The sequence below is a fragment of the Marinoscillum pacificum genome (assembly GCF_024714495.1).
In the GTDB taxonomy this organism is placed as follows: domain Bacteria; phylum Bacteroidota; class Bacteroidia; order Cytophagales; family Cyclobacteriaceae; genus Marinoscillum; species Marinoscillum pacificum.
This window is the reverse complement of record NZ_JAMZMJ010000006.1, coordinates 121,009-146,195: the sequence shown is the minus strand read 5'-3', so window position 1 is coordinate 146,195 and position 25,187 is coordinate 121,009. Positions and strand designations below refer to the sequence as shown.

Genomic DNA, 25,187 nt, shown 5'->3' with positions numbered 1-25,187 from the left:
AATAAACCATAATTCAACAAGAATTACAATTCGATGAATCATTGAGGAATAAATCCAACCATTGTCCGTTACCAAAACACACCACCTGATTTTATGTGAACAAACATTACATAGTTTGACCTGTTAATTATTTTCGCAACCGAATTATTAAAATCAGCATAAGTGTCTATTCAGAAACTCACAATTCTAGCAGTACTAACCTTCAGTTCATTTACAGCATTCACCCAAATACTCAAAGTAGATAAAGGCAGTATCTCTTCTGATTCCTCAGGATATTTTATGGGAAGTATCAATTTAGATTTCAATCTGAATAACCGAAGTGCAACTGCTGAGCAAAATATTACCTACACAGGAATTGATGGCGATGCTGATCTGGTGTATGTTGGGAAAAATCACGCATACATTCTACTTAATCAATTGAATTATTTTAAAACAACGACTGGTCCACTATTCTCTACCGGTCAGGCTCATTTTAGAATCAACTTTTTGCGCAAGCGCAAAATCTCCTATGAGCTGTTTTCTCAGATTCAATATGATCAGGGACGTAAAATGCCTCTTCGATTATTGGAAGGTGGAAATGTACGTATCCGCCTGATGGAATCTTCCAAAGCCACAATGCATATTGGAATTGGCGCCATGTATGAAAGAGAAAATTGGAAAAGCCTTGAAGTTGAAGATATGATCATTGAAAAGGAGATGATCAAATCCACGAACTACATCAATTACAAGCAAAAAATAAATGAAAATGTCTCCTTCAATATGAGCGCCTATTATCAAGGCGGTTATGATCAGGAGGATGAAGTATTTCGGAATAGAATCAGTGGAGATGCTGTGATCAATGTGAAATTAACTGATCGCTTAGCATTCAACACGTCCTTTTCAGCACAGTATGAGGATAAACCTATTATCGCGATTAACAATTGGGTGTACTCACTGACCAATGGATTTAAGTTTTCCTTTTAGGAGGACGAATTGGTTTAGGTAGTAGTCCTTCAGCAGCACTTTCAGATATTTCGTGAATTCGTTTAGCTCTGGTTTCTGCACGCTTGGCTGAATGAATCCAATAGAGCGCAAGTTTTTTGGAGGATTTGCTAAATGAATGAAACGATTCTTCCGAGCCAGGATGATTTTGGAAGGCTGCAATCAGGTCCTCCGGAATAGTTAAATTTTCTACATCATCTAGGTAGGTCCAGGAGCCGTTTTGTTTGGAAATTTCGATGCTTTGCATACCAGCTGGAGACATTCTCCCCTGCTTGATCAGTATCTCAACTTTTTCCTTATTAATCTTGGACCAGTTTCCATTAGGTTTTCGCTTACAGAAATACTGTCTGAATTTTTCAGAATCGATCGGCTGTCGCCGACTATCTATCCAACCGAAGCAAAGAGCTTCTTCAACAGCTTCTTCCCATGAAATACTTGGCATGCCAGTATCTTTTTTGTAATAGACTAGCCAAACTGAGTTTTCAGATTCATGATTCTCCTGTAACCAATCTCGCCAGCTGGCTACAGAAGTAGGTATGAAAGTCGGTATTGATGGGTCAGTCATTTCGTTAATTTATCCAAACTTAAGACTGAAGAGTGACAACCTATTGTCACAGCATACTATGAATCATAAACACTGTTGATAATCGTGTCTATTGGTTTGTAGAAATTTTAAGGACTTACTTTTGATTTGAATAGAGTCATTTACGTTTTCTGTGTTGTATAGAGTTCCAATAAATTGGCCTTCAAAACCAATAAGCTGAGAATTTTCAATGGGAAACATTTTCAAAATTTCCAAAGTACTGTTGGAGCCTTCGCTAGTATAAATTTTCTTCTCATTGGATTCATAATCTATGTACATCGCATATGAAGAGAAATCTTCAACTGCATCACTAACACTGTATGTAGTTTCTTTATCAACGCCCCCTACTTGGAGTCTAAAGTCAGATTTTTTCAAATTCAAATGGTAATCTTCGAATTGTGTGGCTTTAACCCTGTAAAATGGTGTTTGTGTAGTTCCATTGCCAGCAAAAAACAATTCACAGTTGAAAGTTTGTTGACAGGAATCTCCATCAATGACTGATGGCGTCCAAGTGCTATTTTGAATGGTAAGACCCAAACTATTTACAACCAGATTTTCTGATGGTGCTGGATCTGTCTTCTCACAACTTATAAATAATATTATTAGAATAAATACGAGATAAAATCGCGTCATGGTACAAGTAGGTTATTTATTAAAATTACAACAATAACCGTACCTAACCATTATTTATCATTAAATCAATATCAACCTCGGATCCGGATTGAACATTCCGGGAGCAGGAGAAAAGTGTTTGTTGAAAAATCCGTTGAGCTCATCTCGGGTTTCATCGGAAAGTAGTTCGGAAATTTCATCAAGAATCGGACCTGACACCATGTATGGTGGCATTTGTAAATTCAATTTGTCCCCTCGACAAAAAGCGAAAACCTGATATTCCTCACAATTGGATTTGTCCTCGTCTGTAAACATACATTTTGAATACAAGCCATCAACATCCGTAAGATCACGGTTTTGTAATTCCCTCTGACCCTTTAGAAGTTGAACTTGCATGTACTCCTGGATTTTTTGCATCGATTCTTTGGACATGCGTTTTTGAATTTCTATCGCACAATCTATACAGATGGCATAATCGAAGATTACATCTTCGGCTTTGAATCCCTGATAATTACGAACGGCTTTTTCAATCACATAATCGCAATCTCCCTTGAGTAATTCTCGTTCACACTCTATACAGTGAGTAAATAAACCTTCGTTTTCAAAAGAGTGAAATGCTTTGGGTATTTCCTTATATTGTGAGTTATCCTGTTTCATCTTTCCCAAAGCTAATAAAACCACCAAATTTCCCCATTATTGACACTTTCAATAGAGACGGAGGGAAACCTAAAAATAGTATGCATGCATAACAAATTTTGATTATCTTTGGTTTGACTCTAAAATCCGCTTGCTGTCCAGACAGTCAGCGAAGCCCAAAAATGAAACGATGAAAAGAGAAGAAACCATCGATTACAACATCAAGGTGGCATGGCATGCTATCTCGCGAATGTATAATCAATACGGCGCTCAAGTAGATGTGACCGCATCCACCGGATTTGTACTTCTCAACATAGACGTAGAAGAAGGAACCCCTGCCACGAAAATCGCACCACTTATGGGATTGGAAGCTCGTTCGCTTACGCGAATGCTCAAAACCATGGAAGACAAAAAATGGATTTACCGTGAAAAAGATCCTACCGATGGCAGATCCGTTAGAATATTTTTAACAGAGACCGGTAAGGAGAAACGCGAATTTTCTAGACGAGCCGTTAAAGAATTTAATAAAAAGATGCACGATTTGATGCCTGATGAAGACATTAAGGCTTTCATACGTGTTACCAATCAAGTAACTCAATTAATAGAAGATAAATCTTTATTCGATAAACTAGCAGAAGCCTTTATTTATGAAACGAAGCATTAAGAAAGCAGTAGTACTAGGCTCCGGAATCATGGGATCTCGGATCGCCTGCCACTTTGCGAACATTGGCTTGGAAGTTCTGCTTTTGGACATCAGTCCGAAGGAACTCACCGACGATGAAAAAGCAAAGGGACTAACGCTTGATTCTCCACAAGTGAAAAACAAAATCGTGAACTCTTCACTAGAGGCCGCGGTAAAATCAAAACCTTCACCCCTTTACAGTAAAGACAAAGCTTCCCTGATCAAAACAGGGAACTTTGACGATGATCTTGCAAAGATTAAAGACTATGATTGGGTGATTGAGGCGGTTGTTGAAAACCTGGAAATCAAGAAGACATTATTTGAAAACGTAGAGAAGCATAGAAAACCAGGAACTTTAATTAGTTCCAACACCTCTGGTATTCCAATTAACTTTATGTTGGAAGGCAGAAGTGAAGATTTTCAAAAGCATTTCTGCGGAACGCACTTCTTCAATCCTCCGAGATATTTGAAGTTGTTGGAGATTATTCCAACCCAAAAGACAGATCCGGAAATCGTAGATTTCTTCTTGAAATACGGAGATCTGTATTTAGGTAAAGAAACGGTACTTTGTAAAGACACCCCGGCTTTCATCGCCAACCGAATCGGAATCTACGCCATCATGTCTGGAATGCACACCATTGAAAAAATGGGTCTTTCAGTTAATGAAGTGGATAAGTTGACAGGTCCAGTGATTGGTCGTCAGAAATCTGCAACGTTCAGAACGATGGACGTGGTTGGTTTGGATACTGCCGTGAAAGTAGCACAAGGTCTGTACCATGGATTGCCAAATGACGAATCACGTGATACTTTCCAACTACCAAAAATTGTACAGGAGCTGTATGATAAAAAATGGTGGGGAGATAAAACCAAACAAGGATACTACAAGAAAGTAGTTGACGAGAATGGAAAGAAAGATATTCTTGAGCTAGATCTTAAAACGTTTGAATACAAACAAAAAGATAAGATCAAACTCGACATTCTGGACAAAACGAAAAACGAAGAAGATCTGAAAAAGAGATTCCAGATCGTCATCAATGCGGATGGACGAGAAGGAGATTTCTACAGACAGTCCTTCTTTGATTTGTTCAGATACTGCACAAATCGTATTCCAGAAATCGCCGATGAATTGTATCGAATCGACCAGGCGGTAGCTTCCGGATTTGGTTGGGAAATGGGTCCATTTGCTACATGGGATGCCATGGGTGTAAAAGCCTGCGTGGATAAAATGAAAGAAATGGATCTTGCACCTGCAGCATGGGTCGATGAAATGCTTGCTGGTGGAAATGAGACGTTCTACAAATTCGAAAACGGCAATAAGCACTACTACGATATTCCGTCCAAGTCTTATAAAGTGGTTCCGGGAACAGAAGGATTTATCTTCCTGGACGCTTTCAAAGAAAACAAAATAGTTTGGAAAAACGACGGAGCTACCATCTACGATATTGGAGATGGTGTATTGAACGTAGAGTTCCACACGAAAATGAATGCTATCGGTGCGGAAGTAATCGAAGGAATCAATACAGCGATTACCATGGCGGAGAAAGACTACCGCGGAGTGGTGATTGGAAACGAATCTTCGAATTTCTCAGCTGGAGCGAACCTGGCAATGTTGTTCATGTTTGCCGTAGATCAGGAATATGATGAAATCGATCTGATGATTCGTCAATTCCAACAAACCATGACCAGAGCAAGGTTCTCCTCTGTGCCAGTTGTTGCTGCAGATGCTGGATTGGCACTGGGCGGAGGTTGTGAATTGTCACTTCATTGTGATGCGATTCAGGCACATGCCGAAACCTACATCGGTTTGGTAGAAGTGGGTGTTGGCTTGATCCCTGGTGGGGGTGGTACCAAAGAATTGACTTTGCGTGCTGCTGACAAATACATGCCGAACGATCCTGAATTGAATATCCTTCAGGAATATTTCATGAACATCGCTACAGCGAAAGTGGCAACTTCAGCAGAAGAGGCAAAAGCAATGGATATCATCAGACCATCTGATAGAATCACATTGAATAGATCACGACTAATTGCGGATGCAAAAGCAAGAGTTTTGGAAATAGCCGATGCTGGATATACACAGCCTGTAGAGAGAAAAGATATCAAAGTACATGGTAGAACCAGTATGGCGATGTTCGAAGCAGGAATTATCGGGATGAAATACGGATCTTATATTTCGGATCACGACGCGAAAATTGCAAGCAAGCTTGCTTACGTTATGAGTGGCGGTGACTTGAGTTCAGAAAGTTTAGTTTCTGAGCAGTATCTCCTTGACCTGGAAAGAGAAGCTTTCTTGAGTCTATGCGGCGAGCAGAAAACTTTGGAAAGAATCCAGAGCATTTTGTTCAAAGGAAGGCCGTTGAGAAACTAAGTTTCTCTAGACAAAAGATGTAAGACAAAAGATTTTAGATCATGCATAATTTCAAAGAACTAAAAGTCTGGCAAAAAGGAATTCAATTGGCTGTAGATATGTACAAGCAAACGGAGAATTTTCCGAATGACGACAAATTCGGATTGACTTCTCAAATGCGTAGAGCTGCAGTTTCTATTCCTTCAAACATTGCAGAGGGCTGTGGAAGAAAAACAGATAAAGACTTATCTAATTTTCTTTCTCATTCTTTGGGATCGCAATATGAATTGGAAACTCAATTGATTATCTCAAAGGAGGTCCAATTAATGGCTGATATAGAATATGACAAGCTTACATCAGAACTTAACGAAATACAGAAAATGACAAAGACATTAATAGATAAGTTCTCAAAGTCTAATGTCTAGAGTCTAAATACTTAAAATCTTAAAAAAATGGATGCATATATAGTAGCCGGATATAGATCAGCAGTAGGAAAAGCCAAAAAAGGCGGATTCAGATTTTACCGTCCTGATGATCTGGCAGCAGACGTAATAAAACATTTAGTGGGATCGATCGACGGATTTGATGCCAAAAGAGTTGATGACCTGATTGTAGGTAATGCGATTCCTGAAGCAGAGCAAGGAATGCAAATGGGAAGAATGATTTCTCTTCTTTCATTACCTATTGAAGTCCCAGGTATGATTATCAACAGATATTGTGGATCAGGATTGGAAGCAATCCACCTCGCTTGTGCACGAGTACACTCGGGTACTGCAGATTGTATCATTGCAGGTGGAACAGAATCCATGTCATTGGTACCGATGCTTGGATACAAAACTGCACTGAACTGGAAAATAGCTAAGGACAATCCTGAGTATTACCTCAGCATGGGTCTTACTGCAGAAGAAGTAGCGAAAGACTTCAACATTTCAGCTGATGACGCGAATGAATTTGCTGTGGCTTCTCATCAGAAAGCAGCTAAGGCGATTGTCGATGGCAAATTCAAAGATGAGATCGTTCCAGTGGAAGTGGAAGAAGTGTACATGGAAGGTGGTAAGCGCAAAAATCGAAAGTATGTAGTAGATACTGACGAATGTGTGCGACCAGAAACCAACATGGCTTCACTTGCTGGTCTTCGACCAGCATTCAAAGCTGGTGGACAAGTTACTGCGGGTAACTCTTCCCCTACCTCAGATGGAGCTGCTTTTGTGATGGTGATGTCTGAAAAAATGGTGAAAGAATACAACCTGCAGCCGATTGCCAGAATGGTAAGCTATACAGCGGCAGGTGTAAATCCTCGAATCATGGGTATTGGTCCAGTGGAAGCTGTGCCGAAAGCATTGAAGCAAGCTGGTTTGAAACAAAATGATATAGATCTGATCGAACTGAACGAAGCATTTGCTGCACAGTCGTTGGCTGTAGTTCGTGGGTTGGGTTTGAACACAGATATATTGAACGTAAATGGTGGAGCAATTGCTCTTGGTCACCCACTAGGATGTACAGGTGCAAAACTTTCCATTACCATGTTCAATGAAATGAAGAGACGTAAATCCAAATATGGAATGGTGACTGCCTGTGTAGGTGGTGGCCAGGGTGTAGCTGGTATTTATGAATATTTAGGTTAGATTTCCACAAAAAAGGGAGCTGAGGCTCCCTTTTTTATTTATCATACTTTCGTTTGATCTTATTGATCTCAGATGTCAATTTCACATTGGCGTGAACAAAACCATAAAGGTCCATGACTGCTTCCAGAGGATAACTCAACTTTCTCGCCATATTTAGGCAGTACATTATTTCCTCATCGAATATTTCCCCGTCCACTTTCATCAAATGTACCAGATTATAGAGTGTATCAAACCGATCTTCGTTGGTTAGTTTACTCAGATCTACTTTGTCTACAGGATTTTGAATCATGTAGTCGATATCCTCAGGACTCATCCCATGAGCTCGTCCTATTTTGATAATTAAACTTTTTTCAGAATCATCGATTTGGCCGTCGGAATTGGCCAGGTTAATCAGTACGGAGAGTTGTGTCTTGCTCATACAGCAGTTGTTCTTCTCTCAAATTAAAAAAGTCTCCCATAATGTGCATTACAAATGAGAGACTTTTAATTCGATAACCTCTTCAGATTACCTTTTTGACTTGCAAAAAAAGAAACTGTTTCAAAAAGTTTCCTTACGACTTATTACTAAGGCACGCTAAAAAGCCAAAAGGTTGTAAAGGAGATAAAATATTTTTTGGGGAGTGAATGGTTGGAGATAAAAAGAGAAAGAGCCGAAGCGAATATAGAAGAGATTTTATACCAAAAGATTAAGCGAAATTTCCATAATACTTCAGGCTCTTTCTGCAACCATCAACCTAGCAGCTAGACAAACTGCTATTCAAATATACGAATACACTTGAATAATGATGCATGTAAAAAATCACTAAAATGCGATTCCTGCACGTATGGGCACTTTTTGCTAAAAAATTAGGGAATATACCTAGTAAATTAGGTAAATAAGGAAATCGAAAACTACCATAAAAAGGGTAGTTAAAAACTGACTATATGGTTTTGAATAGCAAATTTCACTAAACCTACTGCGTTCTTGGCTTCTGTCTTTTTCATCAGATTCTTTCTATGTGTATGAATCGTCTGTTCACTAATGTAAAGTTTCTCACCAATCTCCTTCATCGTCAGCTCCTGGCAGATCAACTCCAGAATTTCGATCTCACGTTTTGTCAATTGGTTTTTGTCATCTTCCAAAAGCTTGTCTGCATTTCCAGATCTTACTTTTTGATGAAGTGCTTTAGCCACTAATTGATTGTAGTAGAAATCATTATTGATGACGGAAATCATCGCCTTCTGAACTTCTTCAGGTTCAGCACTTTTAAGAAGATAAGAGTGAACACCTATTTCAATAAGGTCAGAAATAAGTTTTAAAGAATCATGCATGGAGATCATGATAATGTAGGTATTTGGAAAATTGTTCACCACTTTTCTGGAAGTCTCCCATCCATCTAGAACAGGCATTTCCAAATCAAGTAATAAAATGTCTACCGGATTTTCGTTTAAATAATCCAGAGCTTTTTGACCATTCTCCACATCATGTACAGATACCACTCCAGGAAAAGTCTTGACCATCATGGACATTCCTTTTCTAAACAATGTGTGATCATCTGCAATTAATACCCTTATCGCTTTATCATCCATATCTATGCACCGTGGGTTAAATTTAATTAATAAATGATGATATAACGTTTATATTTTACCGAATCCTTAATAATCTGATCTTATGAAATGGCAAATTCAATTGGTTATGATGATCATGCTGGTATCATGCCACCCCGATAAAAACAAAACAATCAGCCGTGATGAACTCAGCTTCAAGACCTCTGATGCGTCTGAACTATATTTTAAAAATGTTCGACAGTCAGATTATCATATCGAGGAAAGACCCGAGGCTGGGATGAACATCTTTCGTTTGGAGGAATTTACATTAGCGGGCAAACTGCAACCAGCTATCATTATCAATTGGAGAAATGATATGGCGTTTTTCTATTTTGAGCAAGAATCAGATACACAAGAATCCGACTTTGAAATAGACTTTCAGGGAGAAAAGGCTTCCTTTGACTTGTCCAATCAAAAGAATCATGCAGAATTGGCCCGTCAACTATATAATGCAGTACTAGAAAATAAAGACATGAAAGTATTGGATGAAGTCGTGTTTGGATCGGCAGAAGAGCGCGAGACTTTCCGACGCATGTACTTCGATTATCTCCGATTGGTAGACATTCGATAAACTCAACTTCATCCAACTTATATAACTTATTGAGGATTAAGTACTAGTTAGAATGCGATTAAAGTTTTCTTATTGTACTTTGTGGAGCGCAATAATTTATAATTTGAATTACTTTTGCGTATCTTTTCAAGACATAAATAAGAAGCAAGCTTCGAATGAGCAATATCCCGCTTAAGACTCGACTCAATTATAAGTTTGACAGCTTTATCTCAAAAGGTACCGTAGCAATGATTTACGGACTGGGATTACTGTCCTTCATTTTAATTATATTCTTTGGTACGTTACTGTTAGTATTTGGACTTCATCCAGATTCAGATAAAGACTTTAGCTTCTTTGAATCTTTATGGGTGAACCTGACACACATTTTAGATCCAGGAGTTTTAGGTAATCATGATGATAATTGGCCTTTCCGATTGTTCATGATGATAACAACAGGTTTAGGTCTGGTGATTATCTCTACATTGATAGGTTTGGTATCTAATGGTATCTTGACCAAAATGGACGACCTTAGAAAAGGTAGATCGTTCGTAATCGAAAAAGACCATGTGTTGATTTTAGGCTGGTCTTCAAAAATATTTACCATCATTTCAGAAATCTGTATTGCTAACGAGAACCAAAAAAGAGGTGTTATCGTGATTTTGGCAGATATGGATAAGGTGTTGATGGAAGATGAGATACGCGATAAAGTCGGAAGCACAGGAAATACAAAAGTAATTTGTAGAACTGGTAATCCGATTGATGTACATGATTTGTATATCGCTAATCCATTTGATACAAAATCGATTATCATTCTGGATAAAGACAATGAGAATTCAGATTCTCAAATTATCAAAACGATCGTTGCGATCGTAACAAACCCTGAAAGAAGACCTGATCCTTATCACATCACCGCGGAGATGGAAGATAAGCGAAACTTTGAAGTGGCGAAGATGGTTGGTAAAGATGAAGTGGAACTGATTCTTTCTGATGAGATCATTTCGCGGATCATGGTTCAAACTTCCAGACAGTCCGGATTGTCTGTGGTTTATATAGAGCTAATGGATTTTGGTGGTGATGAAATTTACTTCATGCCAGAACCAACTTTGATAGGTAAGACATTCAGAGACATTTTATTCTCTTATGAAGATTCTGCCATCATGGGTATTCAGTTTGCAGATGGCCATGTGGAGATCAACCCTCCTATGGACACCATTTTCAAAGAAGGAGATCGAGTAATTGGAATCACAGAAGACGATGACACGCTAGTTCCAAATGCTCCTGTTCATCAAGATACTGAAGAAAACAAAATTGTCTACACTGAGCCGTTAGTTCAGGAAGAAGAAAAGATTCTTATTCTTGGATGGAACAATAGAGCTAAATACATTATCAAAGAATTGGACAACTATGTGCCACCAGGATCTGAAGTGCGCGTAATCAGTAAATTTGATGATGCAGCTAAAGCGGTGAATAAACTTCAAAACAATGTTGATAACATCAAATTGGCTTTTGAAGTAATGGATACTACTGATCGTGAAACATTGGAATCAATGAATCTTGGTCAGTACGACTATATCATGTTGCTGTGTTATCAAAACTACTTCCCTATTCAGGAAGCGGATGCACAAACATTGATCACACTTCTCCACTTAAGAAACTTCACTGAGAAGAATGGTGAGAAGTACAAGATTGTATCAGAGATGTTGGATATCCGTAATAGACAATTGGCTGATATTACTAGTGCAGATGACTTCATTGTAAGTGATAAATTGATTTCACTTTTGATGAGCCAGGTTTCTGAAAACAAATACCTGATGCGTGTATTCGAAGATTTGTTTGATGCGGACGGTTCTGAAATTTATATCAAGCCAGCTAGTGAATATGTAAAAGTTGGCGAGCCAATAAACTTCTATACCATTCTGGAATCAGCTGCTAGAAAGAACGAAGTGGCAATAGGATACCGTGTGATCAAGGAATCAAAAGACATGAGTAGAGGTTATGGAGTATATGTAAATCCTCCAAAATCTAATGCCTTTACCCTGACCAAAGATGACATGGTCATTGTACTATCAGAAGACTAAAAAAGGGTTTAGTTTCCCTTCAGCGCTTCTCTAATTTGCTTCATAGCTTTTCTTCTATAAAGTCTTGTACTGTGACTTACTTTAGGAATTGTTTCTAAATAGTCAAGTACTTCATTTTTTTGTTCCTTATTGAGTCTTTGCACTTTAGTAAAGATCTCAGAGTCAAGATTTGTAGTGTACATAACATTGGTGGTTTAAGTTCACTTACCAATTTAACGTACGAAGGTTACTCTCTGTTTAGATTAGAATGACCATTGGGTTAAGTAATACGACCAATATTAATTCTAATTCGACGAAATGTTCCTTTATGTTTTTGAATAAAAAACGCCTAACTTGATAACAATAATCCAAAAAAGAAGTAGAGTAGTTATGTCGAACTTATCTAAAGATGTTTCGGATTTCGTAGGAAAAATATCTAAGAGAAATCCACACGAGCCTGAGTTTATGCAGGCCGTTACCGAAGTGGCTGAGACCATCATTCCATTCATAGAAGATCACAAAAAATATAAGGATGCTAATGTGCTCGAGCGCATGTGCGAACCGGAGCGTGTTATGATGTTTCGAGTACCCTGGGTAGATGACCAAAATAACGTTCAAGTCAACCGAGGATTCCGAGTGCAAATGAATTCAGCAATTGGTCCTTACAAAGGAGGATTACGTTTTCACCCTACCGTAAACCTGTCAGTACTGAAGTTCCTGGCATTCGAACAAGTATTTAAAAATAGTTTGACGACTCTTCCACTTGGTGGTGGAAAAGGAGGGAGTGATTTTGACCCAAAAGGAAAATCTGACGCTGAGGTAATGCGATTCTGTCAGAGTTTCATGACCGAGTTATCCAAGCACATAGGCGGATATACGGACGTGCCTGCCGGCGATATCGGTGTAGGTGCACGTGAGATCGGTTTTCTATTTGGTCAATATAAAAGACTAAATAATGAATTTACCGGAGTTCTTACAGGAAAGGGATTGTCCTACGGAGGATCGTTGATCCGAACTGAAGCTACCGGTTATGGACTAGTTTACTTTGCCAAAGAGGTGATGGACGCTAACGATGACTCTCTGGAAGGTAAAGTCTGTGCGGTATCCGGCAGTGGCAACGTTGCACAATATGCCATAGAAAAACTCATCGAATTTGGAGCAAAGCCCGTGACAGTTTCTGATTCTGGTGGATGTATTTACGATCCAGATGGAATAGACACGGAAAAACTAGAATTCATTAAAGAACTCAAAAACGAGAAACGCGGTAGAATCAGTGAATATGCTGATAAATACAAAGCCGCTGAATTCCACAAGGATATTACACCTTGGAACATTAAAGTGGATTTTGCTTTCCCATGTGCTACACAGAATGAGTTGCCTCTGGAAGATGCGAAGACTTTGGTGAAAAATGGATGTAAAGGCGTTTTTGAAGGAGCTAATATGCCAACAACTGAAGAGGCGCTCTCCTATTTCAGAGAGCAGAAGATTTTCTTCAGTCCGGGTAAAGCATCTAATGCAGGTGGCGTAGCTACTTCTGGATTAGAAATGTCACAAAACGCACAGCGTATCTCATGGACTAGAGACGAAGTAGATTATCGTCTGAAAATGATCATGAGAAGTATTCACAAGAATTGTGTGGATTATGGAACAGGTTCTGATGGATATGTGGACTATGTAAAAGGAGCCAATATCGCGGGATTTGTGAAAGTAGCTGATGCAATGATCGCACAAGGGGTTGTTTAAAACCCCTTTTTCTTGGTGGTTTACCGAGGACTCAATTATATTTGCTCCTCATTATAAAGATAGAAATATGGCAATGTTAGTTCTTATCGGTGTATTGTTCGTTTTCGCAATGGTATGCCCTATGATCCTTCCAAATAACAAAGTAAGCAATCACAAAAGAGATCACGTTTAAGGTTTAATCGATCTTAACTTGACTGTGGAGTTTCATAGTGTCTAATTCCAGACATAGCAACTCTCCCATATTTTCTCTATTTCCAAGATATACACAGCCATTGTCTAAAGGGATGATTTTATCCTGGCTAGCAATGGCTTTTTCTATTTTATCCCTCTCGTGGGGAAAGTGACCATGAATGATGGTTTTATTTCCTGCCTTCTCTGAGTTGTAGGCAAATTGTCGAATATTCAACATGGCGAGTTTCGACTCGAATGGATTGATTAAATTAAAATCGAATCCTGCATGGACCAACAGAAATGGACCAATGTCAAAAAAGCAATATAGCTTGGATAGCTCACCCTTGTAATAAGCGACATCATTATCAGAAAACGCCAGGAGTTCTGAGTTGCCAAGTTCTATAAGTTTTTGCTTGATAGATTCTGAGCCTGTTTTTAAGTATTCCAAAAACAGATCATCATGATTACCCAATAAGGCGAAGTAGTTTGGGAGAGTATTGAGATGTAATATCAGGTCTAGTGTCTTTTTGCACTCGGAACCTTTGCTGATATAGTCTCCCAAAAAGAAGACTTGATCGGACTGTTGAATTTCTAATCGATCAAGAAGAGTAGTTAGCGTAGCATAGCATCCGTGTATATCCGAAATGACTAACCTACGCCCTGTGGATGGACCAATTGATTTGCCTAATGACTTAGGCATTTAATTAGTCTTCGCTTTTTTGTTGTGTTTTTCTGAAATCAACTAAAGAAATAGCTGCTCCAAATGCAATAAGAATCACAACGATGTTAACAAATAAATCTACTCCGCTAGTTACTGCTGGATTTGTAAGTTGTTCCATAATTAAATGATATTTTGTGCGAATATAACGCATTTCAAATCAACGAACCGAACAGAAATACATAACTTATTCGCCAATGAGCGAAGTGATTTTATTTAATACCAAAGAAGAGTTGACGAACATCGTTGGAAATTACGCCATTGTGACTGTTATTGTGAATCAGGAACAAATGAGTGTAACTCGAATAAACGATGATGTATACGTTTTCGAATCAAAATGTCCACATTTTGATCACCCGATGAAAGATGCTAAAGTGAGTCCGGCAGGCAAAGTGACTTGCACTTGGCATAACTATCAATTTGATCTGAATTCTGGAAAAGAGTCAGAAACAAGGTGTAGATCTATGAAAACCAAAAAAGCCTACTATAATGAGAATGGTCAACTTTTGGTTCAGCTTTAAGAGATACTGAACCAGCGAACGACGGATACTAACCAATCGGCAATCAACTGAGCAAATTCATTTCCAGATCCTCGGCCGATCACATAGAGTACGAATACTAGATACAAGGCTAGCAAAATGGTGGCTTTGAGTCTTCCAATGTATCCTCCTACAATGAAGATGATCAGTACCAGAGCGGTAAGCAACCAAAGTAAAAATCGCAATTCACTACTTAAATCCACCATTTCCTGAGACATTGGAATAGGTCCGTAAGTAAGTGTGAATATGAAAAGTGGGAAACCTAATGCGAAACAAATGTCAAAGATGTTGCTTCCCAAAGCATTCGAAATGGCATCGTCGTATTGACCTTTTTGTGCGTCTTTGATAGAGATGATCGTGTCAGGAAATGATGACGCAGCTGAAGCGAGAATCAAAGCAACAAACATCACGGGAATACCTAAACCATGAAATGTACCTAAAAATGGTACTTCATAAGTTTCATGACCAATCCATTCACATGCCAAAACAAGCAAATAACAAACTGCTGCAATAGATAAAGTAGAAGCAATCAACAAAATCCATGCATTGCGATCATTGATTTTGTTTTTTCCAATAAATACACGCTCCAGGTCTAGAGTGATTAACCCGAGAAAGAAAGGTTTTTGTTCGCGATCTTCATCTTCAAAGTCTTCTTCAGAAACGTGAGACTCTTCCAGCATTTCATCACGCTGTGATTTATCCATCGACCAAAACATGTAGACGATGTATACCACATAGACTAGCATCAAAAGCAATCCATGGTACCAGTCCAACAAAGAGCCGCTAATAAGAACAATGAAAATTAACTCGGCAATTAAAAGACTCAGCCCGTCTCGGAGCATCACTTTTTTGGAGACTTTTACCCTCTTAGTCAGACCTATTCCAATTACGGCTAACACCGCCACAGCGGGAATTACCATACTATTGAAAATTGCGGATCCTGCTGTAGTCCCAATACCTCCGGAAAAACCCTCGGCATCTTTCATAATGAACAAGAAAAATAAAGAAGTGAACACTTCTGGCATTGAACTAGCCACAGCGTTGATGGTGGCACCTCGAACACCGTCGGAAAGATTTCTCCCAACATATTCGGAGGCGGTCATAAACCCGTCCCCTGCTCTCCAGATAACTAAACAGCATATGCTAATTAATATAAGTGGAATTACAATCCCCATATAAGTAAATTCAAGGTGGAAAAAATGCTATCGAGCTGTGGGATGACTAATATAGTCATTTTATTCATTGTACTTCAAGTAATTGTTTAATTACACGCAGTTAGGCAACAGTAAAGTCAATGTTTGAATGAAATCAGATCGATTTCGGCGCTGAACAAACTGCCCACTTACGTTATAACTTTTGACCTACTTTAGGTAATTTGCCCCAAACGACATTTAACTATGTATATCAACCTGTCTGGTCTCAATATTCTGGTTACTGGTGCAAGCAGAGGAATTGGAAAAGCAATTTCTACCAAACTGGCGGAAGCTGGAGCAACTATTGCTTTACACTACAATAAAAATGTGCGCGAAGCGGAAAATCTGGCGAGTATTCTTGGCAATGAATCCAAAGCTTTTCAAGCTGACTTGTCAAAGCCTGATGAAGCAGCCAAGTTATTTGAACGTGTCGTTTTAGAAATGGGAAGTGTGGAAATACTCATTAACAATGCAGGAATCGCATTGTCTTCACCCATCTCTGCTTCTGATGACGATTGGATAAAAGCCTGGGATGAGACCATGATGGTTAATCTGACTTCAGCGTCCATGCTGTGTAAAAAAGCAATACATCACTTTTTGCAACGAAAAGCATCTGGTAGAATCATCAATATCAGTTCTAGAGCGGCTTTTAGAGGTGATCAGGCAGAATACCTTGCTTATGCCGCATCCAAAGCTGGCCTGGTCTCGTTAACAAAATCCATAGCTAGAGCATATGGTAAAGAAGGCATTAAAGCTTTTGTAGTGGCACCTGGTTTTGTAAGAACTGACATGGCATTAGAATTTATGGAGCAATATGGTGAAGAACATGCAAAAGGTGATGTAGCTTTGGAGCGCCTTACCGAACCTAAAGATCTTGCTCCCTTGGTGACTTTTATAGCCAGTGGAATGGCAGATCACTCTACTGGATCAACTTTTGATGTTAATGCTGGCAGTTACATGCATTAAGTCGATTGAATTTTTTTTATATTTAATAAAAACATACTAACCGCATGGATAATTTTGAAACTCACCTAATGTCTTTAATCCAACTTGCTGTGTCAGATGAGAACTTTGACCCGGTAGAGAAAATGTTGATTTACAGCATTGGAAAGGCACATGGTGTGACAGAAGCAAGGATTAACGAACTGATTAAAGAACACCTGGAAACCAAGCCACCGAAAGATTTGGTGTTTTCATCTCTGTCTTTTGATGAGCGATTTGAATTTCTATACAACATCATTCAGTTGATGAAAATAGACAATGAAGTCTTTTTGAGTGAAATCAAATACTGCGAAGACATGGCTGAAAAACTTGGCTTCAAGAAAAAAGTGGTAAAAACCATGTCTGCAAGAATATTCTCTGATCCTGCAATAACGGCTAATAGAGAACTTCTGAAAAAAGAGGCCAAAAAACTGCTGGCATAAAATCATTTGTTTCTAAACAATGGTAAATCTATCTTTATCGCTGTTTATATATGACCTGACGTAATCATGAGTATTAAATCCCAACTAAGTACACTAATACAACTTGCCAAAATCGACGGAGAATTTGCCGGCGAAGAGCGCGAGTTGATTTTGATATTAGGCAAGGCCAATGGTCTTACAGAAGATGATGTTTTGCATCTTGTGGATAACCCTGAACCACTTCCAGCACTTTCAACAATGTCTGACGATGATCGTTTCGAATATCTATACAACATTGTGCAGCTGATGAAAATTGATAGCCAGGTGTATCTAAGTGAAATCAAATACTGTGAAGAGCTAGCAGAGAAAATAGGATTTAAGAAATCAGTGATTTCTAAACTAAGCTCTAAAGTATTTAGCGACCCTTCCATTACATCCAATCGTGAGGCTTTGAAAAGGGAAGTTAAGAAATTTCAAAACGCATAATCAAGTAGGCCTCTAAGAGGCCTTTTTTTATCACCAGACTATGGACACATTCAACTGGAATCCGCTCATAGTGGTGGATCCCGACGAGCTTCGTCACGCTAGAATTCAATTGCACCAGGCCATACAGAATGTAGCGGCCGTAGGCAGAAAATTTTTACCCCACTCTGTAGGTGATGAAAACGCAACTTTATCTTGGGTACCCGGTCTAAAGCGAATGGCTGGAAAATGGGTGAAGGGAGATATTTCGCTTCGTAGTAGCATCAGTCTGGAAGAGTTTAAGATTTATCTTGTAGATGAAAAAGTAGCTGTACTTTCCACGTTTGAATGTGAGGGAGCTACAGTAACTCAACTGATGCTTTGGCTTGAGGAGCAGATAGGCAAGTTTGGACTTGAAGCAGCGAACCTTACCCTCAATCTTCCATATGAACTTCCTGAAGATGTAAATGCAGCTGGAACTCCATTTGATTTACCATCACTTCGTGGTGCGAAGGAATTAACCAAGTACTATCACAATGCTTATGTAACTCTTCGTGAGTTTAAGCAAAATTTTGCGTCTACAGGCGAAATCAACATTTGGCCACATCATTTTGATATGGCAATGACTGTGTTGGTTCGTGATACTGGAGATCCAGAAACAAATACCCAAATTTCGTTAGGGATGTCTCCTGGCGACCATCAATTTGAAAGTCCATATTTCTATGTGAATTGTTGGCCGCATGTGGATACTCAGCAGTTGCCAAGATTATCAAACCATGCTATGTGGATAAGTGAAGAATGGACTGGTGCGGTATTACTGTCTAAGCATTTGCAGAATAGTAAGAATCAGGAGGAAATAGTCCGAACATTCTACGCTGAAGCTTCTTCAATTTTAATCAATGAATTGACGAAGTAAGTCAGACGACTTAATGTCAAAATGTTGCTCCAATTGAGACAGGAAAGCGTCTTCGTTGAAAATATCTATTTCTTTTTGCTCTCCCATTTGTTGAATAGTGAGCTTTCGATCAGTTAGAGTAATTCTTCCTTCTCTAAAAAGTTGGGTGATGAACTTATTTTCATGAAGCCATGACTGGACATTTTCTTGTAACCAATTACACCTCGGAATGAATTCAATCGGAGAATTGGCAATTAACCGAAATTGAAAATACGTGGAGAAATGAGAATTGTCGCTTGACACTTTCAAGTGCCAAAAACCATCCACATCTATTTCGAATCGATAGTATTTTGTGTAATCCAGCTGGCTTACATAGGTTTCCAAAAGCTTTGGATAATGGAAGGACTCACCAAAACCAACATCACACAAGTAATCTTTGCCTTCTAGACTTTGGACAATAATGACCACATGATCAAATTCTGGGGAGAGGTTTCCATGGCGGTAATGTCTGGCGGAAACAAGAATCGCTGAAAAGCCTAAGTCAATCAATAGGCGATGGAATAGAAGATTGAGCTCAAACGAAATTCCACCACGTTGTTTGTTGACAACTTTATCGAAAGATTCTTCGAGTCTTAATTCTATTTTCTTTCCATAATGAATGTCCAGATTTTCATAAGGAACGGAAGTCAAATGAGCATAGTGAAGCTCTTTCAAATATTTGAAAGAAAGTTCTTTTCTTTCCTTCCCGATTCGGTGCAAGTAAGCAGCTACATTGAATGATCCCTGTTGACGATTGGTTTTGGGTAAGGTCAATGACTTATTTGTTAAATGCTTTGCGAATACTCAAGATGAAATTATTCAAAGCTAAATCCCAGGAAACGTCTGCATCCCACACTTCTCCTACATGGATATCATTGACTACTGTTTGCTTGATGTAATACTTGGTAAGGTTGGCATCTGCAGGCATTTTTCTAAGTTCCGATTCTCCAGTCACTTTGTATACCGTGCTCATCTGATGAGTTTCTGAAGCAACAACCGGATACTTCAATATGCTTTTGATGGATCGACCCGTACTTTGTAGCGGAATGAGTACATATTGGAATCCATCCTTATACAATTTATCATTATCTGATGTGTTGACTAGTTCGTATTGAAACGGATATTTTTTAAGAAGCTCCGCCAAAAGAGCATTCTTTTGATCTACCTTCTTGTTGTAGTATTCGATTTGAGCAGAAGCATCGGCACTCATATTTCCAGAAGGAGTTAATTTTTGGAATGACACCACCGCAATCTTATAATTCTGGATTCTGCTTGGGAAGTTTTCATAGCGTGTACCATCTACTACAGCAAAATCATTTAGATATTCAGGGACTTCTGGAATTAGGAAATTAGATCGTTCCATTTCTTGTCGAAGAACTTGCCTTCCCAGGTTGATCATCACTCGCTCCAGTTCAGGGTTTTTCTGATACCAGGCATTTTGACCGCTAGCCAGATATCCTTTTTCAGCTTCAGAAAATGGAGTCACCATGATACTGAATTCTTCATTGGGTAACTCTCCGGTCTGTGAAACTAAAACAAGGTTTGTTACTTTCCGTGTTCTCATTAGGTTCAGAAAACTACTTTTTACTTCAGGACCAGCATTGAGATCATCTAAATAAACGTAACCTATAGGGTCTACACCAATTTGTCTGAGGAACTTATGGCTTTTCACGGCCAATTTTTGCCAATCACCACGGACTTTAAAGCCACCTTTCTCTTGTACTGGAATTGAAATGATAACCAAAGACCTTTGACTTGTTAAGTCTTCTGGCAATTCCTCCAATACATTTAAGAACTTAGGGCCTCCAATATCAAAAATCTCTGTTTGAGCTTCTGACTTTAGGCTGAATCCGATAAGAATAATTACAAATAAAAATTTATAGGTCAAATGCATATCACTCAAGTGTGAATTAAATTTATATATTAACCGGCAAAGCGCAAGACTAGTATGGCTGAACTAAAAAGATGTGGTTGGGTAACAAATACTTTTGAAGAATACATCAAATACCATGATGAAGAATGGGGTAAACCAATTCATGATGACCAGATTCATTTTGAGTTTCTGATTTTGGAGAGTGCTCAAGCAGGTTTAAGCTGGAGTACAGTCTTGCGAAAACGTGACGGATATCGAAAAGCATTTGCAGATTTTGACGTTGCTAAAGTGGCAAAATATGATGATGCCAAAATAGAAGAACTCGTTCAGAATCCTGAAATTGTTAGAAACCGAATGAAAATTGTTGCTGCTGTGAATAATGCAAAGCGATTCATTGAGGTTCAGAATGAGTTTGGTTCATTTGACAAATACATCTGGGGTTTTGTGAATCATCAGGTAATTGTCAATAAATGGACCAATTATAAGGATGCTCCAGCAACAACTTCCGAATCTGATGCTCTGGCTAAAGATTTAAAAAAACGCGGATTTAAATTTTTGGGCTCAACTACGATTTACGCACACATGCAAGCAGTTGGGATGATCAATGACCATACCGTGGATTGCTTTAGATATCAGGAAGTGATGCAATAACCACCAACCAATTAAGAAGATAATGGGTCTTTATGCCATGACCCGACTACTTAGTGCATTTTCTTTTTCAATCGTTTTTTGCCTCCTGGCATGTAAGAAAGAAAGTGATGACTGCATCACAGATGAAAGACCATTAATGTCTTGTTCCAGAGAATATGTTCCTGTTTGTGGCTGTGATGGCAAAACTTACAGTAATGCTTGTGTTGCAGAGAATGCCGGAGTTTCGAGTTATACTAGTGGTTCTTGTAAATAGCTTATGAAAACTTACGTCTTCCTTTTGTTATCTCTGGTCCTCTTTTCTTGTGTGGAAGAGGAAACAGATTGTGTCATTGTAGAAGTCACAGAGCCAACCGGATGTACCATGGACTATCGCCCTGTTTGCGGGTGTAATGGAGTCACTTATGGAAATGCTTGTGTTGCCGAAAATGAAGGGGTTATGACTTATACGGAGGGAGAGTGTGAGTAATTACTTCACAACTACTTGATAGGATAAGAGATTTTCATTGTTTGCCAAAATCTGCAGATCATAAATGCCGGACTTTTTGAATTCAAAAGTTAGATAGTATGTAGAATCCTCATTTGCTACTTGAGATGCATTTATCTTATTTGAATTCAAATTATAAGTGAAATGGGGTTTCAGTGTTGGGTCCAAGTGCTTTAATGCAATAACCACTGGCTCCTTGTTATCTACTTCTACTCTAAAACCAGGGGATGATAATAGTTCTAATTTGAATTTATAAAACGACCTGTAAATAATTGGCCCATTAATAAAATCCTCGAATTGTGGAGGATTATCAAATAAGATCCAATTCATATCTTCAGGAAAGTGTGTTCTCCAAAACTGCTGTGGATCAATAAGAAAGTAACTGTCATCCTTTACAGGTACAAAAGATTTGTTATCGGATCTGATATATCCGCTAGACCAAGTTGCATCTGATAAATACCAATCGTCTTCAATGAGTACAGCATTCCAGGAGTGATTTATTGGACTAGACTTTTTCACATTTGTAGTACTTGTTCTACCATATCCATTAATAATTTTAGATTTAATACCGGCATGAAGACAGAGCTCATGAATTAGAAAAGCATATCCCGTACACATAGATTGTTGGGTGTTATTAAGTCTTTTAAAAACTTTTGCGCTATAGTTTCTCTCCCATCTAGACAATTTTTCCGGATTGTTTTTCAATTTGTTTCTATTCCGAATGTTTTCTCGATATAAATAATAGTCATTGGAGATATTATGACTGACCCACATAAATATGGCTCTATATTTTTCAATGTCTGTATCTAGTGAATCCGTTAGTATATGAGCCAAATACGGAAGATTATCGGTTCCGTGATTGGGATAATGGGCAACAATGCTATCTGCTTTTTCAAAACGATTGTGAGTTTGAGCGTTGGTTAACTGAAAATGAAATAGTAAAAAAAGAATGATAACTAACCGGCTAAATATCATCTAAAGATAGATTTCATTTTGTACCATAAGCGATTGAATGGGTTGGTTTTATAAACACCTCCAACAATTACTTCTCCTGTTAGTGCATAGCTCATATCAAGCTCAAGTGATAAGGCAATATCAGAATCGGAAGACTTTACTTTGTACTCAAGTGTTTCTAAACCGATGAAGCTAGCAATAAGGACATCGCCTATATGTACATTTTCTAATGTAAAATTGCCGTCAATATCCGCAGTAGTTCCTCGGGAAGTCCCTTTGATAACAATATTGGCGCCGGGTATAGTATAACCTTCCTCATCAGTAACCCTACCTTTGATCGTGATTGGATCAGTTTGATCTTGTTCAGATGATTGGTCTTTCAAATTTGGATATTGCTGCTTTACAGTGAATGAATGAGGTGCTTTTAATTCAGACGCTTCATTTTCAGAACTCAATAACAACGAGAAACTCAAGGTCCCTGCTTTTATCCAGTTGAGAAATGAATTAGACTTTGAGACTCCTATCATATGGTAGTGTTTCAATTGGTCTTTATGAAATCTACCGCATGTATTATTATTTGTATTTTTAAAGTAATCAATGATCTGATGATCAGTCATAGTCGTAAAATCGATCACGTTTTTCTGACATGACTGACAAAACCCGCCATTCTCTGTTTTATCAAAATTATTCCAATCTTCATCACAAGGTTTTGGTATTCTTAAGTCAAACTTCTTACTCATAATTCTCTTGTTTTTATCTTATGATGCAGCTTCAAGAAAGATTCCAAAAATGAGGAAGAAAAAAGTTAAGAATTATTCACCAACTATCCCATTAAGAATTTCTTTCTGTCTATCAGAGGCATTATTATCAATCGTAAGTTGATAGATCGTTTTTTCACTAGATTCGGATTTTTCTAGCTTCAAGCCACCATAGGACAAGTATTTATCATAATTAAGAGCTTTGGTGGTATAGACATATTCGAAAATCTCGGTCAAAGCAGCACCGGCCACTTCTTCACAGAGAGAATTGAACTCTGAATCTGTAAAACCTCGGTTTTTGTCTTTATAGAACCTGAAGTAGGCCAAACGCATCACATCGTCAAGGCTTTTCTCGTTTTCTGTAGCATTTCGAATAGCTAAATCCAACAACAACCCAACCACTGGCCCTTTGATGTAATAAGAGATAGCCTTTTCAGGGTCCGAACCACTTGTTCCCATTGGCCCATCTCGCCAGGTGTAAAAGCTGGATTCGGCTAAAGACTGATAATTTTTACCGGGATTGTTTTCTAGTTCGGTGATATCGTGACTTAAATTAGATAAGAACATTTCGTCATTAGCAATCCCCGCTCTTTTGGTGATGATGTACTCATAGTAAACAGAAAGCCCTTCGCTTACCCAAAGCATATGGGTCCTGTTTCCATTTTCATAGTCAAATGGCCCTAGCTCGAATGGCCTGATCCGCTTGACATTGTAATGGTGGTAATATTCGTGTGCTAGAAAGTTCAGCACGCGATTGTAGTCTTTCTCTGTTTTCAGCTGATTGCCATCAAAACTGACGGTTGTGTTGTTAAGGTGCTCAATTCCACCTCGCCCAGCTCCAATTCCAATAAACGTATATTCCTCATAAGGTATATCACCAATCAAATCCGAAGCAGTCTGTACTACATCTTTTAGTCGACTATTAAAAAGCTCCTTATCAAACTCTCCGATATTGTATCCAATGAATTGGTGCTTCTTACCACCGACCTCAAAAGCTGGTAAACTTTCAAGATTCCCAAGTAGAATTGGACTATCGTATAAGATGTCATAGTCTTCCGCTTGATAAGTCTTGCTACTTGTTTTCTGAAGTCCGGTTGCAATGGAAGACCAAATTTCAGGAAGGTCGATTTCTACCGTAGGGCTAATGTTCAATTTGCCTGGAATATATAGGAAGGTGTTCTCGGGGATAATATAAGCTCGATTTTTATCCACATAACTATTGGCAACAAATTCTCGATGCGTTTGAATTTGATACTTAACCGTAATCTCTCCACTAGTTATTCCAAAAATATTCCATGTGTTGAAATTTGCTTGTTCTACTTGAGCAGTTGATTTTTTGCCAGTGACCAGGTTTAGGTTTTTTACATCTTTACCATAACTCATGATTTGGTAATAACCTGGGTGCCATTGAGGCATTTTCAGTGTGATAGTATCCGATTCAATTCCCTTGATGGCCATACTCACCTCGTATGAATTTGTTTTTGGACTGGGAACCGAGATGCTATAGTGAATGCTATTCTGACTAAACGCGTAAAGACTGTTAATCAGAATGGTAAATAAAAGAAAGAAGCGATTCATTGAATTTGGAAATGGTTGATCCATTAAATCTATAAGATCAATTGACAAATTCACGCAATAGAAGTG

General features: G+C 38.5%; 30 protein-coding genes. 16 read left to right on the top strand and 14 right to left on the bottom strand.

What is annotated here, in order from left to right; all coding sequences use genetic code 11:
- Nucleotides 1-162: 162 nt before the first annotated feature.
- A complete protein-coding gene (locus tag NXS00_RS15210) occupies nt 163-963 on the top strand; it encodes a DUF481 domain-containing protein (RefSeq protein ID WP_258100088.1) in 801 nt (266 codons plus the stop codon).
- On the opposite strand, the gene NXS00_RS15205 is transcribed toward NXS00_RS15210, so the two are convergent.
- From NXS00_RS15205 to NXS00_RS15195, 3 genes are all read right to left on the bottom strand, one after another.
- The gene (locus NXS00_RS15205) at nt 947-1,546 is read right to left on the bottom strand and encodes a YdeI/OmpD-associated family protein (protein ID WP_258100087.1); all 600 of its coding nucleotides are present in this window, start codon (nt 1,544-1,546) and stop codon (nt 947-949) included. The genes NXS00_RS15210 and NXS00_RS15205 overlap by 17 nt on opposite strands.
- 63 nt (nt 1,547-1,609) lie before the next feature.
- Nucleotides 1,610-2,197, bottom strand: a complete 588-nt coding sequence (locus NXS00_RS15200; RefSeq protein WP_258100086.1) for a DUF5025 domain-containing protein — start codon at nt 2,195-2,197, stop codon at nt 1,610-1,612.
- 60 nt (nt 2,198-2,257) lie between these two features.
- Nucleotides 2,258-2,833 carry a hypothetical protein gene (locus NXS00_RS15195; protein WP_258100085.1) on the bottom strand — a complete coding sequence of 192 codons (576 nt, stop codon included), beginning with the start codon at nt 2,831-2,833 and terminating at the stop codon, nt 2,258-2,260.
- A gap of 169 nt (nt 2,834-3,002) precedes the next feature.
- Here NXS00_RS15195 and NXS00_RS15190 point away from each other — a divergent pair, with 169 nt between their 5' ends.
- From NXS00_RS15190 to NXS00_RS15175, 4 genes are read left to right on the top strand one after another with little or no spacing between them, the layout of a single operon-like run.
- Nucleotides 3,003-3,476 (top strand): MarR family winged helix-turn-helix transcriptional regulator, encoded by a 474-nt coding sequence (locus NXS00_RS15190; RefSeq protein ID WP_258100084.1) that lies wholly within the window; start codon nt 3,003-3,005, stop codon nt 3,474-3,476.
- Nucleotides 3,460-5,862: a 3-hydroxyacyl-CoA dehydrogenase/enoyl-CoA hydratase family protein gene (locus NXS00_RS15185; protein ID WP_258100083.1), complete on the top strand. Its 2,403-nt coding sequence runs from the start codon at nt 3,460-3,462 to the stop codon at nt 5,860-5,862. Before NXS00_RS15190 ends, NXS00_RS15185 begins: the two co-directional genes overlap by 17 nt.
- A 41-nt stretch (nt 5,863-5,903) precedes the next feature.
- The gene (locus tag NXS00_RS15180) at nt 5,904-6,266 is read left to right on the top strand and encodes a four helix bundle protein (protein WP_258100082.1); all 363 of its coding nucleotides are present in this window, start codon (nt 5,904-5,906) and stop codon (nt 6,264-6,266) included.
- Between the two features lie 27 nt (nt 6,267-6,293).
- A complete protein-coding gene (locus tag NXS00_RS15175) occupies nt 6,294-7,466 on the top strand; it encodes a thiolase family protein (protein WP_258100081.1) in 1,173 nt (390 codons plus the stop codon).
- Between the two features lie 34 nt (nt 7,467-7,500).
- Here NXS00_RS15175 and NXS00_RS15170 read toward each other — a convergent pair whose 3' ends face one another.
- Both NXS00_RS15170 and NXS00_RS15165 read right to left on the bottom strand, forming a co-directional pair.
- Complete coding sequence (locus tag NXS00_RS15170; RefSeq protein ID WP_258100080.1) at nt 7,501-7,884, bottom strand: tellurite resistance TerB family protein; 384 nt, start codon at nt 7,882-7,884, stop codon at nt 7,501-7,503.
- A gap of 491 nt (nt 7,885-8,375) precedes the next feature.
- Nucleotides 8,376-9,035 carry a response regulator transcription factor gene (locus NXS00_RS15165; protein ID WP_258100078.1) on the bottom strand — a complete coding sequence of 220 codons (660 nt, stop codon included), beginning with the start codon at nt 9,033-9,035 and terminating at the stop codon, nt 8,376-8,378.
- An 82-nt stretch (nt 9,036-9,117) separates the two neighbouring features.
- Here NXS00_RS15165 and NXS00_RS15160 point away from each other — a divergent pair, with 82 nt between their 5' ends.
- Both NXS00_RS15160 and NXS00_RS15155 read left to right on the top strand, forming a co-directional pair.
- Complete coding sequence (locus NXS00_RS15160; RefSeq protein WP_258100077.1) at nt 9,118-9,624, top strand: hypothetical protein; 507 nt, start codon at nt 9,118-9,120, stop codon at nt 9,622-9,624.
- Between the two features lie 155 nt (nt 9,625-9,779).
- The gene (locus NXS00_RS15155; protein WP_258100076.1) at nt 9,780-11,681 is read left to right on the top strand and encodes a CASTOR/POLLUX-related putative ion channel; all 1,902 of its coding nucleotides are present in this window, start codon (nt 9,780-9,782) and stop codon (nt 11,679-11,681) included.
- A gap of 8 nt (nt 11,682-11,689) precedes the next feature.
- Here NXS00_RS15155 and NXS00_RS15150 read toward each other — a convergent pair whose 3' ends face one another.
- Nucleotides 11,690-11,863 (bottom strand): hypothetical protein, encoded by a 174-nt coding sequence (locus tag NXS00_RS15150; protein WP_258100075.1) that lies wholly within the window; start codon nt 11,861-11,863, stop codon nt 11,690-11,692.
- Between the two features lie 187 nt (nt 11,864-12,050).
- On the opposite strand from NXS00_RS15150, the gene gdhA reads away from it, so the two are divergent.
- Complete coding sequence (gene gdhA / locus NXS00_RS15145; RefSeq protein WP_258100074.1) at nt 12,051-13,403, top strand: NADP-specific glutamate dehydrogenase; 1,353 nt, start codon at nt 12,051-12,053, stop codon at nt 13,401-13,403.
- A gap of 175 nt (nt 13,404-13,578) precedes the next feature.
- Here the strand turns inward: gdhA and NXS00_RS15140 are convergent, their stop codons facing one another.
- Entirely contained in the window at nt 13,579-14,274 is a 696-nt protein-coding gene (locus tag NXS00_RS15140) for a metallophosphoesterase (RefSeq protein WP_258100073.1), read from the bottom strand.
- A 4-nt stretch (nt 14,275-14,278) separates the two neighbouring features.
- On the bottom strand, nt 14,279-14,413 hold the full coding sequence (locus NXS00_RS15135) for a hypothetical protein (RefSeq protein WP_258100072.1): 135 nt from the start codon (nt 14,411-14,413) through the stop codon (nt 14,279-14,281).
- Between the two features lie 76 nt (nt 14,414-14,489).
- Here NXS00_RS15135 and NXS00_RS15130 point away from each other — a divergent pair, with 76 nt between their 5' ends.
- Nucleotides 14,490-14,813: a Rieske (2Fe-2S) protein gene (locus NXS00_RS15130; RefSeq protein WP_258100071.1), complete on the top strand. Its 324-nt coding sequence runs from the start codon at nt 14,490-14,492 to the stop codon at nt 14,811-14,813.
- On the opposite strand, the gene NXS00_RS15125 is transcribed toward NXS00_RS15130, so the two are convergent.
- Entirely contained in the window at nt 14,810-16,006 is a 1,197-nt protein-coding gene (locus NXS00_RS15125; RefSeq protein ID WP_258100070.1) for a sodium:calcium antiporter, read from the bottom strand. The genes NXS00_RS15130 and NXS00_RS15125 overlap by 4 nt on opposite strands.
- A 222-nt stretch (nt 16,007-16,228) precedes the next feature.
- Here NXS00_RS15125 and NXS00_RS15120 point away from each other — a divergent pair, with 222 nt between their 5' ends.
- The 4 genes from NXS00_RS15120 to NXS00_RS15105 all read left to right on the top strand — a co-directional run bounded on the left by NXS00_RS15120 (nt 16,229) and on the right by NXS00_RS15105 (nt 18,805).
- Nucleotides 16,229-16,990, top strand: coding sequence for an SDR family NAD(P)-dependent oxidoreductase (locus NXS00_RS15120; RefSeq protein ID WP_258100069.1), 762 nt, complete (start codon nt 16,229-16,231; stop codon nt 16,988-16,990).
- A 44-nt stretch (nt 16,991-17,034) separates the two neighbouring features.
- Nucleotides 17,035-17,448: a TerB family tellurite resistance protein gene (locus NXS00_RS15115; protein ID WP_258100068.1), complete on the top strand. Its 414-nt coding sequence runs from the start codon at nt 17,035-17,037 to the stop codon at nt 17,446-17,448.
- A 66-nt stretch (nt 17,449-17,514) separates the two neighbouring features.
- Complete coding sequence (locus tag NXS00_RS15110) at nt 17,515-17,913, top strand: tellurite resistance TerB family protein (protein WP_258100067.1); 399 nt, start codon at nt 17,515-17,517, stop codon at nt 17,911-17,913.
- Between the two features lie 40 nt (nt 17,914-17,953).
- On the top strand, nt 17,954-18,805 hold the full coding sequence (locus tag NXS00_RS15105) for a hypothetical protein (RefSeq protein ID WP_258100066.1): 852 nt from the start codon (nt 17,954-17,956) through the stop codon (nt 18,803-18,805).
- On the opposite strand, the gene NXS00_RS15100 is transcribed toward NXS00_RS15105, so the two are convergent.
- Both NXS00_RS15100 and NXS00_RS15095 read right to left on the bottom strand, forming a co-directional pair.
- Nucleotides 18,782-19,597: an arylamine N-acetyltransferase family protein gene (locus tag NXS00_RS15100; RefSeq protein ID WP_258100065.1), complete on the bottom strand. Its 816-nt coding sequence runs from the start codon at nt 19,595-19,597 to the stop codon at nt 18,782-18,784. The genes NXS00_RS15105 and NXS00_RS15100 overlap by 24 nt on opposite strands.
- A 4-nt stretch (nt 19,598-19,601) precedes the next feature.
- Complete coding sequence (locus tag NXS00_RS15095; protein ID WP_258100064.1) at nt 19,602-20,717, bottom strand: hypothetical protein; 1,116 nt, start codon at nt 20,715-20,717, stop codon at nt 19,602-19,604.
- 54 nt (nt 20,718-20,771) lie between these two features.
- On the opposite strand from NXS00_RS15095, the gene NXS00_RS15090 reads away from it, so the two are divergent.
- Genes NXS00_RS15090 through NXS00_RS15080 form a run of 3 tightly spaced genes read left to right on the top strand, consistent with a single transcriptional unit; the run spans nt 20,772 to nt 21,813 of the window.
- Nucleotides 20,772-21,347: a DNA-3-methyladenine glycosylase I gene (locus NXS00_RS15090; RefSeq protein ID WP_258100063.1), complete on the top strand. Its 576-nt coding sequence runs from the start codon at nt 20,772-20,774 to the stop codon at nt 21,345-21,347.
- A 37-nt stretch (nt 21,348-21,384) separates the two neighbouring features.
- Nucleotides 21,385-21,600 carry a Kazal-type serine protease inhibitor domain-containing protein gene (locus tag NXS00_RS15085; protein WP_258100062.1) on the top strand — a complete coding sequence of 72 codons (216 nt, stop codon included), beginning with the start codon at nt 21,385-21,387 and terminating at the stop codon, nt 21,598-21,600.
- 3 nt (nt 21,601-21,603) lie between these two features.
- The gene (locus NXS00_RS15080; protein WP_258100061.1) at nt 21,604-21,813 is read left to right on the top strand and encodes a Kazal-type serine protease inhibitor family protein; all 210 of its coding nucleotides are present in this window, start codon (nt 21,604-21,606) and stop codon (nt 21,811-21,813) included.
- Here NXS00_RS15080 and NXS00_RS15075 read toward each other — a convergent pair whose 3' ends face one another.
- The 3 genes from NXS00_RS15075 to NXS00_RS15065 form a co-directional block, all read right to left on the bottom strand.
- Entirely contained in the window at nt 21,814-22,806 is a 993-nt protein-coding gene (locus tag NXS00_RS15075) for a transglutaminase domain-containing protein (protein WP_258100060.1), read from the bottom strand. It lies immediately after the preceding gene.
- Entirely contained in the window at nt 22,803-23,525 is a 723-nt protein-coding gene (locus NXS00_RS15070; RefSeq protein WP_258100059.1) for a carboxypeptidase-like regulatory domain-containing protein, read from the bottom strand. The genes NXS00_RS15075 and NXS00_RS15070 overlap by 4 nt, the downstream gene beginning before the upstream one ends.
- A 72-nt stretch (nt 23,526-23,597) precedes the next feature.
- A complete protein-coding gene (locus NXS00_RS15065) occupies nt 23,598-25,121 on the bottom strand; it encodes a M61 family metallopeptidase (RefSeq protein ID WP_258100058.1) in 1,524 nt (507 codons plus the stop codon).
- Nucleotides 25,122-25,187 lie beyond the last annotated feature (66 nt).

Excerpts from the sequence above, each read along its gene's own strand:
- NXS00_RS15205 (WP_258100087.1), bottom strand. The coding sequence starts at position 1,546 with ATGACTGACCCATCAATACCGACTTTCATACCTACTTCTGTAGCCAGC.
- NXS00_RS15200 (WP_258100086.1), bottom strand. The coding sequence starts at position 2,197 with ATGACGCGATTTTATCTCGTATTTATTCTAATAATATTATTTATAAGT.
- NXS00_RS15195 (WP_258100085.1), bottom strand. The coding sequence starts at position 2,833 with ATGAAACAGGATAACTCACAATATAAGGAAATACCCAAAGCATTTCAC.
- NXS00_RS15190 (WP_258100084.1), top strand. The coding sequence starts at position 3,003 with ATGAAAAGAGAAGAAACCATCGATTACAACATCAAGGTGGCATGGCAT.
- NXS00_RS15185 (WP_258100083.1), top strand. The coding sequence starts at position 3,460 with ATGAAACGAAGCATTAAGAAAGCAGTAGTACTAGGCTCCGGAATCATG.
- NXS00_RS15180 (WP_258100082.1), top strand. The coding sequence starts at position 5,904 with ATGCATAATTTCAAAGAACTAAAAGTCTGGCAAAAAGGAATTCAATTG.
- NXS00_RS15175 (WP_258100081.1), top strand. The coding sequence starts at position 6,294 with ATGGATGCATATATAGTAGCCGGATATAGATCAGCAGTAGGAAAAGCC.
- NXS00_RS15170 (WP_258100080.1), bottom strand. The coding sequence starts at position 7,884 with ATGAGCAAGACACAACTCTCCGTACTGATTAACCTGGCCAATTCCGAC.
- NXS00_RS15165 (WP_258100078.1), bottom strand. The coding sequence starts at position 9,035 with ATGGATGATAAAGCGATAAGGGTATTAATTGCAGATGATCACACATTG.
- NXS00_RS15160 (WP_258100077.1), top strand. The coding sequence starts at position 9,118 with ATGAAATGGCAAATTCAATTGGTTATGATGATCATGCTGGTATCATGC.
- NXS00_RS15155 (WP_258100076.1), top strand. The coding sequence starts at position 9,780 with ATGAGCAATATCCCGCTTAAGACTCGACTCAATTATAAGTTTGACAGC.
- NXS00_RS15150 (WP_258100075.1), bottom strand. The coding sequence starts at position 11,863 with ATGTACACTACAAATCTTGACTCTGAGATCTTTACTAAAGTGCAAAGA.
- gdhA (WP_258100074.1), top strand. The coding sequence starts at position 12,051 with ATGTCGAACTTATCTAAAGATGTTTCGGATTTCGTAGGAAAAATATCT.
- NXS00_RS15140 (WP_258100073.1), bottom strand. The coding sequence starts at position 14,274 with ATGCCTAAGTCATTAGGCAAATCAATTGGTCCATCCACAGGGCGTAGG.
- NXS00_RS15135 (WP_258100072.1), bottom strand. The coding sequence starts at position 14,413 with ATGGAACAACTTACAAATCCAGCAGTAACTAGCGGAGTAGATTTATTT.
- NXS00_RS15130 (WP_258100071.1), top strand. The coding sequence starts at position 14,490 with ATGAGCGAAGTGATTTTATTTAATACCAAAGAAGAGTTGACGAACATC.
- NXS00_RS15125 (WP_258100070.1), bottom strand. The coding sequence starts at position 16,006 with ATGGGGATTGTAATTCCACTTATATTAATTAGCATATGCTGTTTAGTT.
- NXS00_RS15120 (WP_258100069.1), top strand. The coding sequence starts at position 16,229 with ATGTATATCAACCTGTCTGGTCTCAATATTCTGGTTACTGGTGCAAGC.
- NXS00_RS15115 (WP_258100068.1), top strand. The coding sequence starts at position 17,035 with ATGGATAATTTTGAAACTCACCTAATGTCTTTAATCCAACTTGCTGTG.
- NXS00_RS15110 (WP_258100067.1), top strand. The coding sequence starts at position 17,515 with ATGAGTATTAAATCCCAACTAAGTACACTAATACAACTTGCCAAAATC.
- NXS00_RS15105 (WP_258100066.1), top strand. The coding sequence starts at position 17,954 with ATGGACACATTCAACTGGAATCCGCTCATAGTGGTGGATCCCGACGAG.
- NXS00_RS15095 (WP_258100064.1), bottom strand. The coding sequence starts at position 20,717 with ATGCATTTGACCTATAAATTTTTATTTGTAATTATTCTTATCGGATTC.
- NXS00_RS15090 (WP_258100063.1), top strand. The coding sequence starts at position 20,772 with ATGGCTGAACTAAAAAGATGTGGTTGGGTAACAAATACTTTTGAAGAA.
- NXS00_RS15085 (WP_258100062.1), top strand. The coding sequence starts at position 21,385 with ATGACCCGACTACTTAGTGCATTTTCTTTTTCAATCGTTTTTTGCCTC.
- NXS00_RS15080 (WP_258100061.1), top strand. The coding sequence starts at position 21,604 with ATGAAAACTTACGTCTTCCTTTTGTTATCTCTGGTCCTCTTTTCTTGT.
- NXS00_RS15075 (WP_258100060.1), bottom strand. The coding sequence starts at position 22,806 with ATGATATTTAGCCGGTTAGTTATCATTCTTTTTTTACTATTTCATTTT.
- NXS00_RS15070 (WP_258100059.1), bottom strand. The coding sequence starts at position 23,525 with ATGAGTAAGAAGTTTGACTTAAGAATACCAAAACCTTGTGATGAAGAT.
- NXS00_RS15065 (WP_258100058.1), bottom strand. The coding sequence starts at position 25,121 with ATGAATCGCTTCTTTCTTTTATTTACCATTCTGATTAACAGTCTTTAC.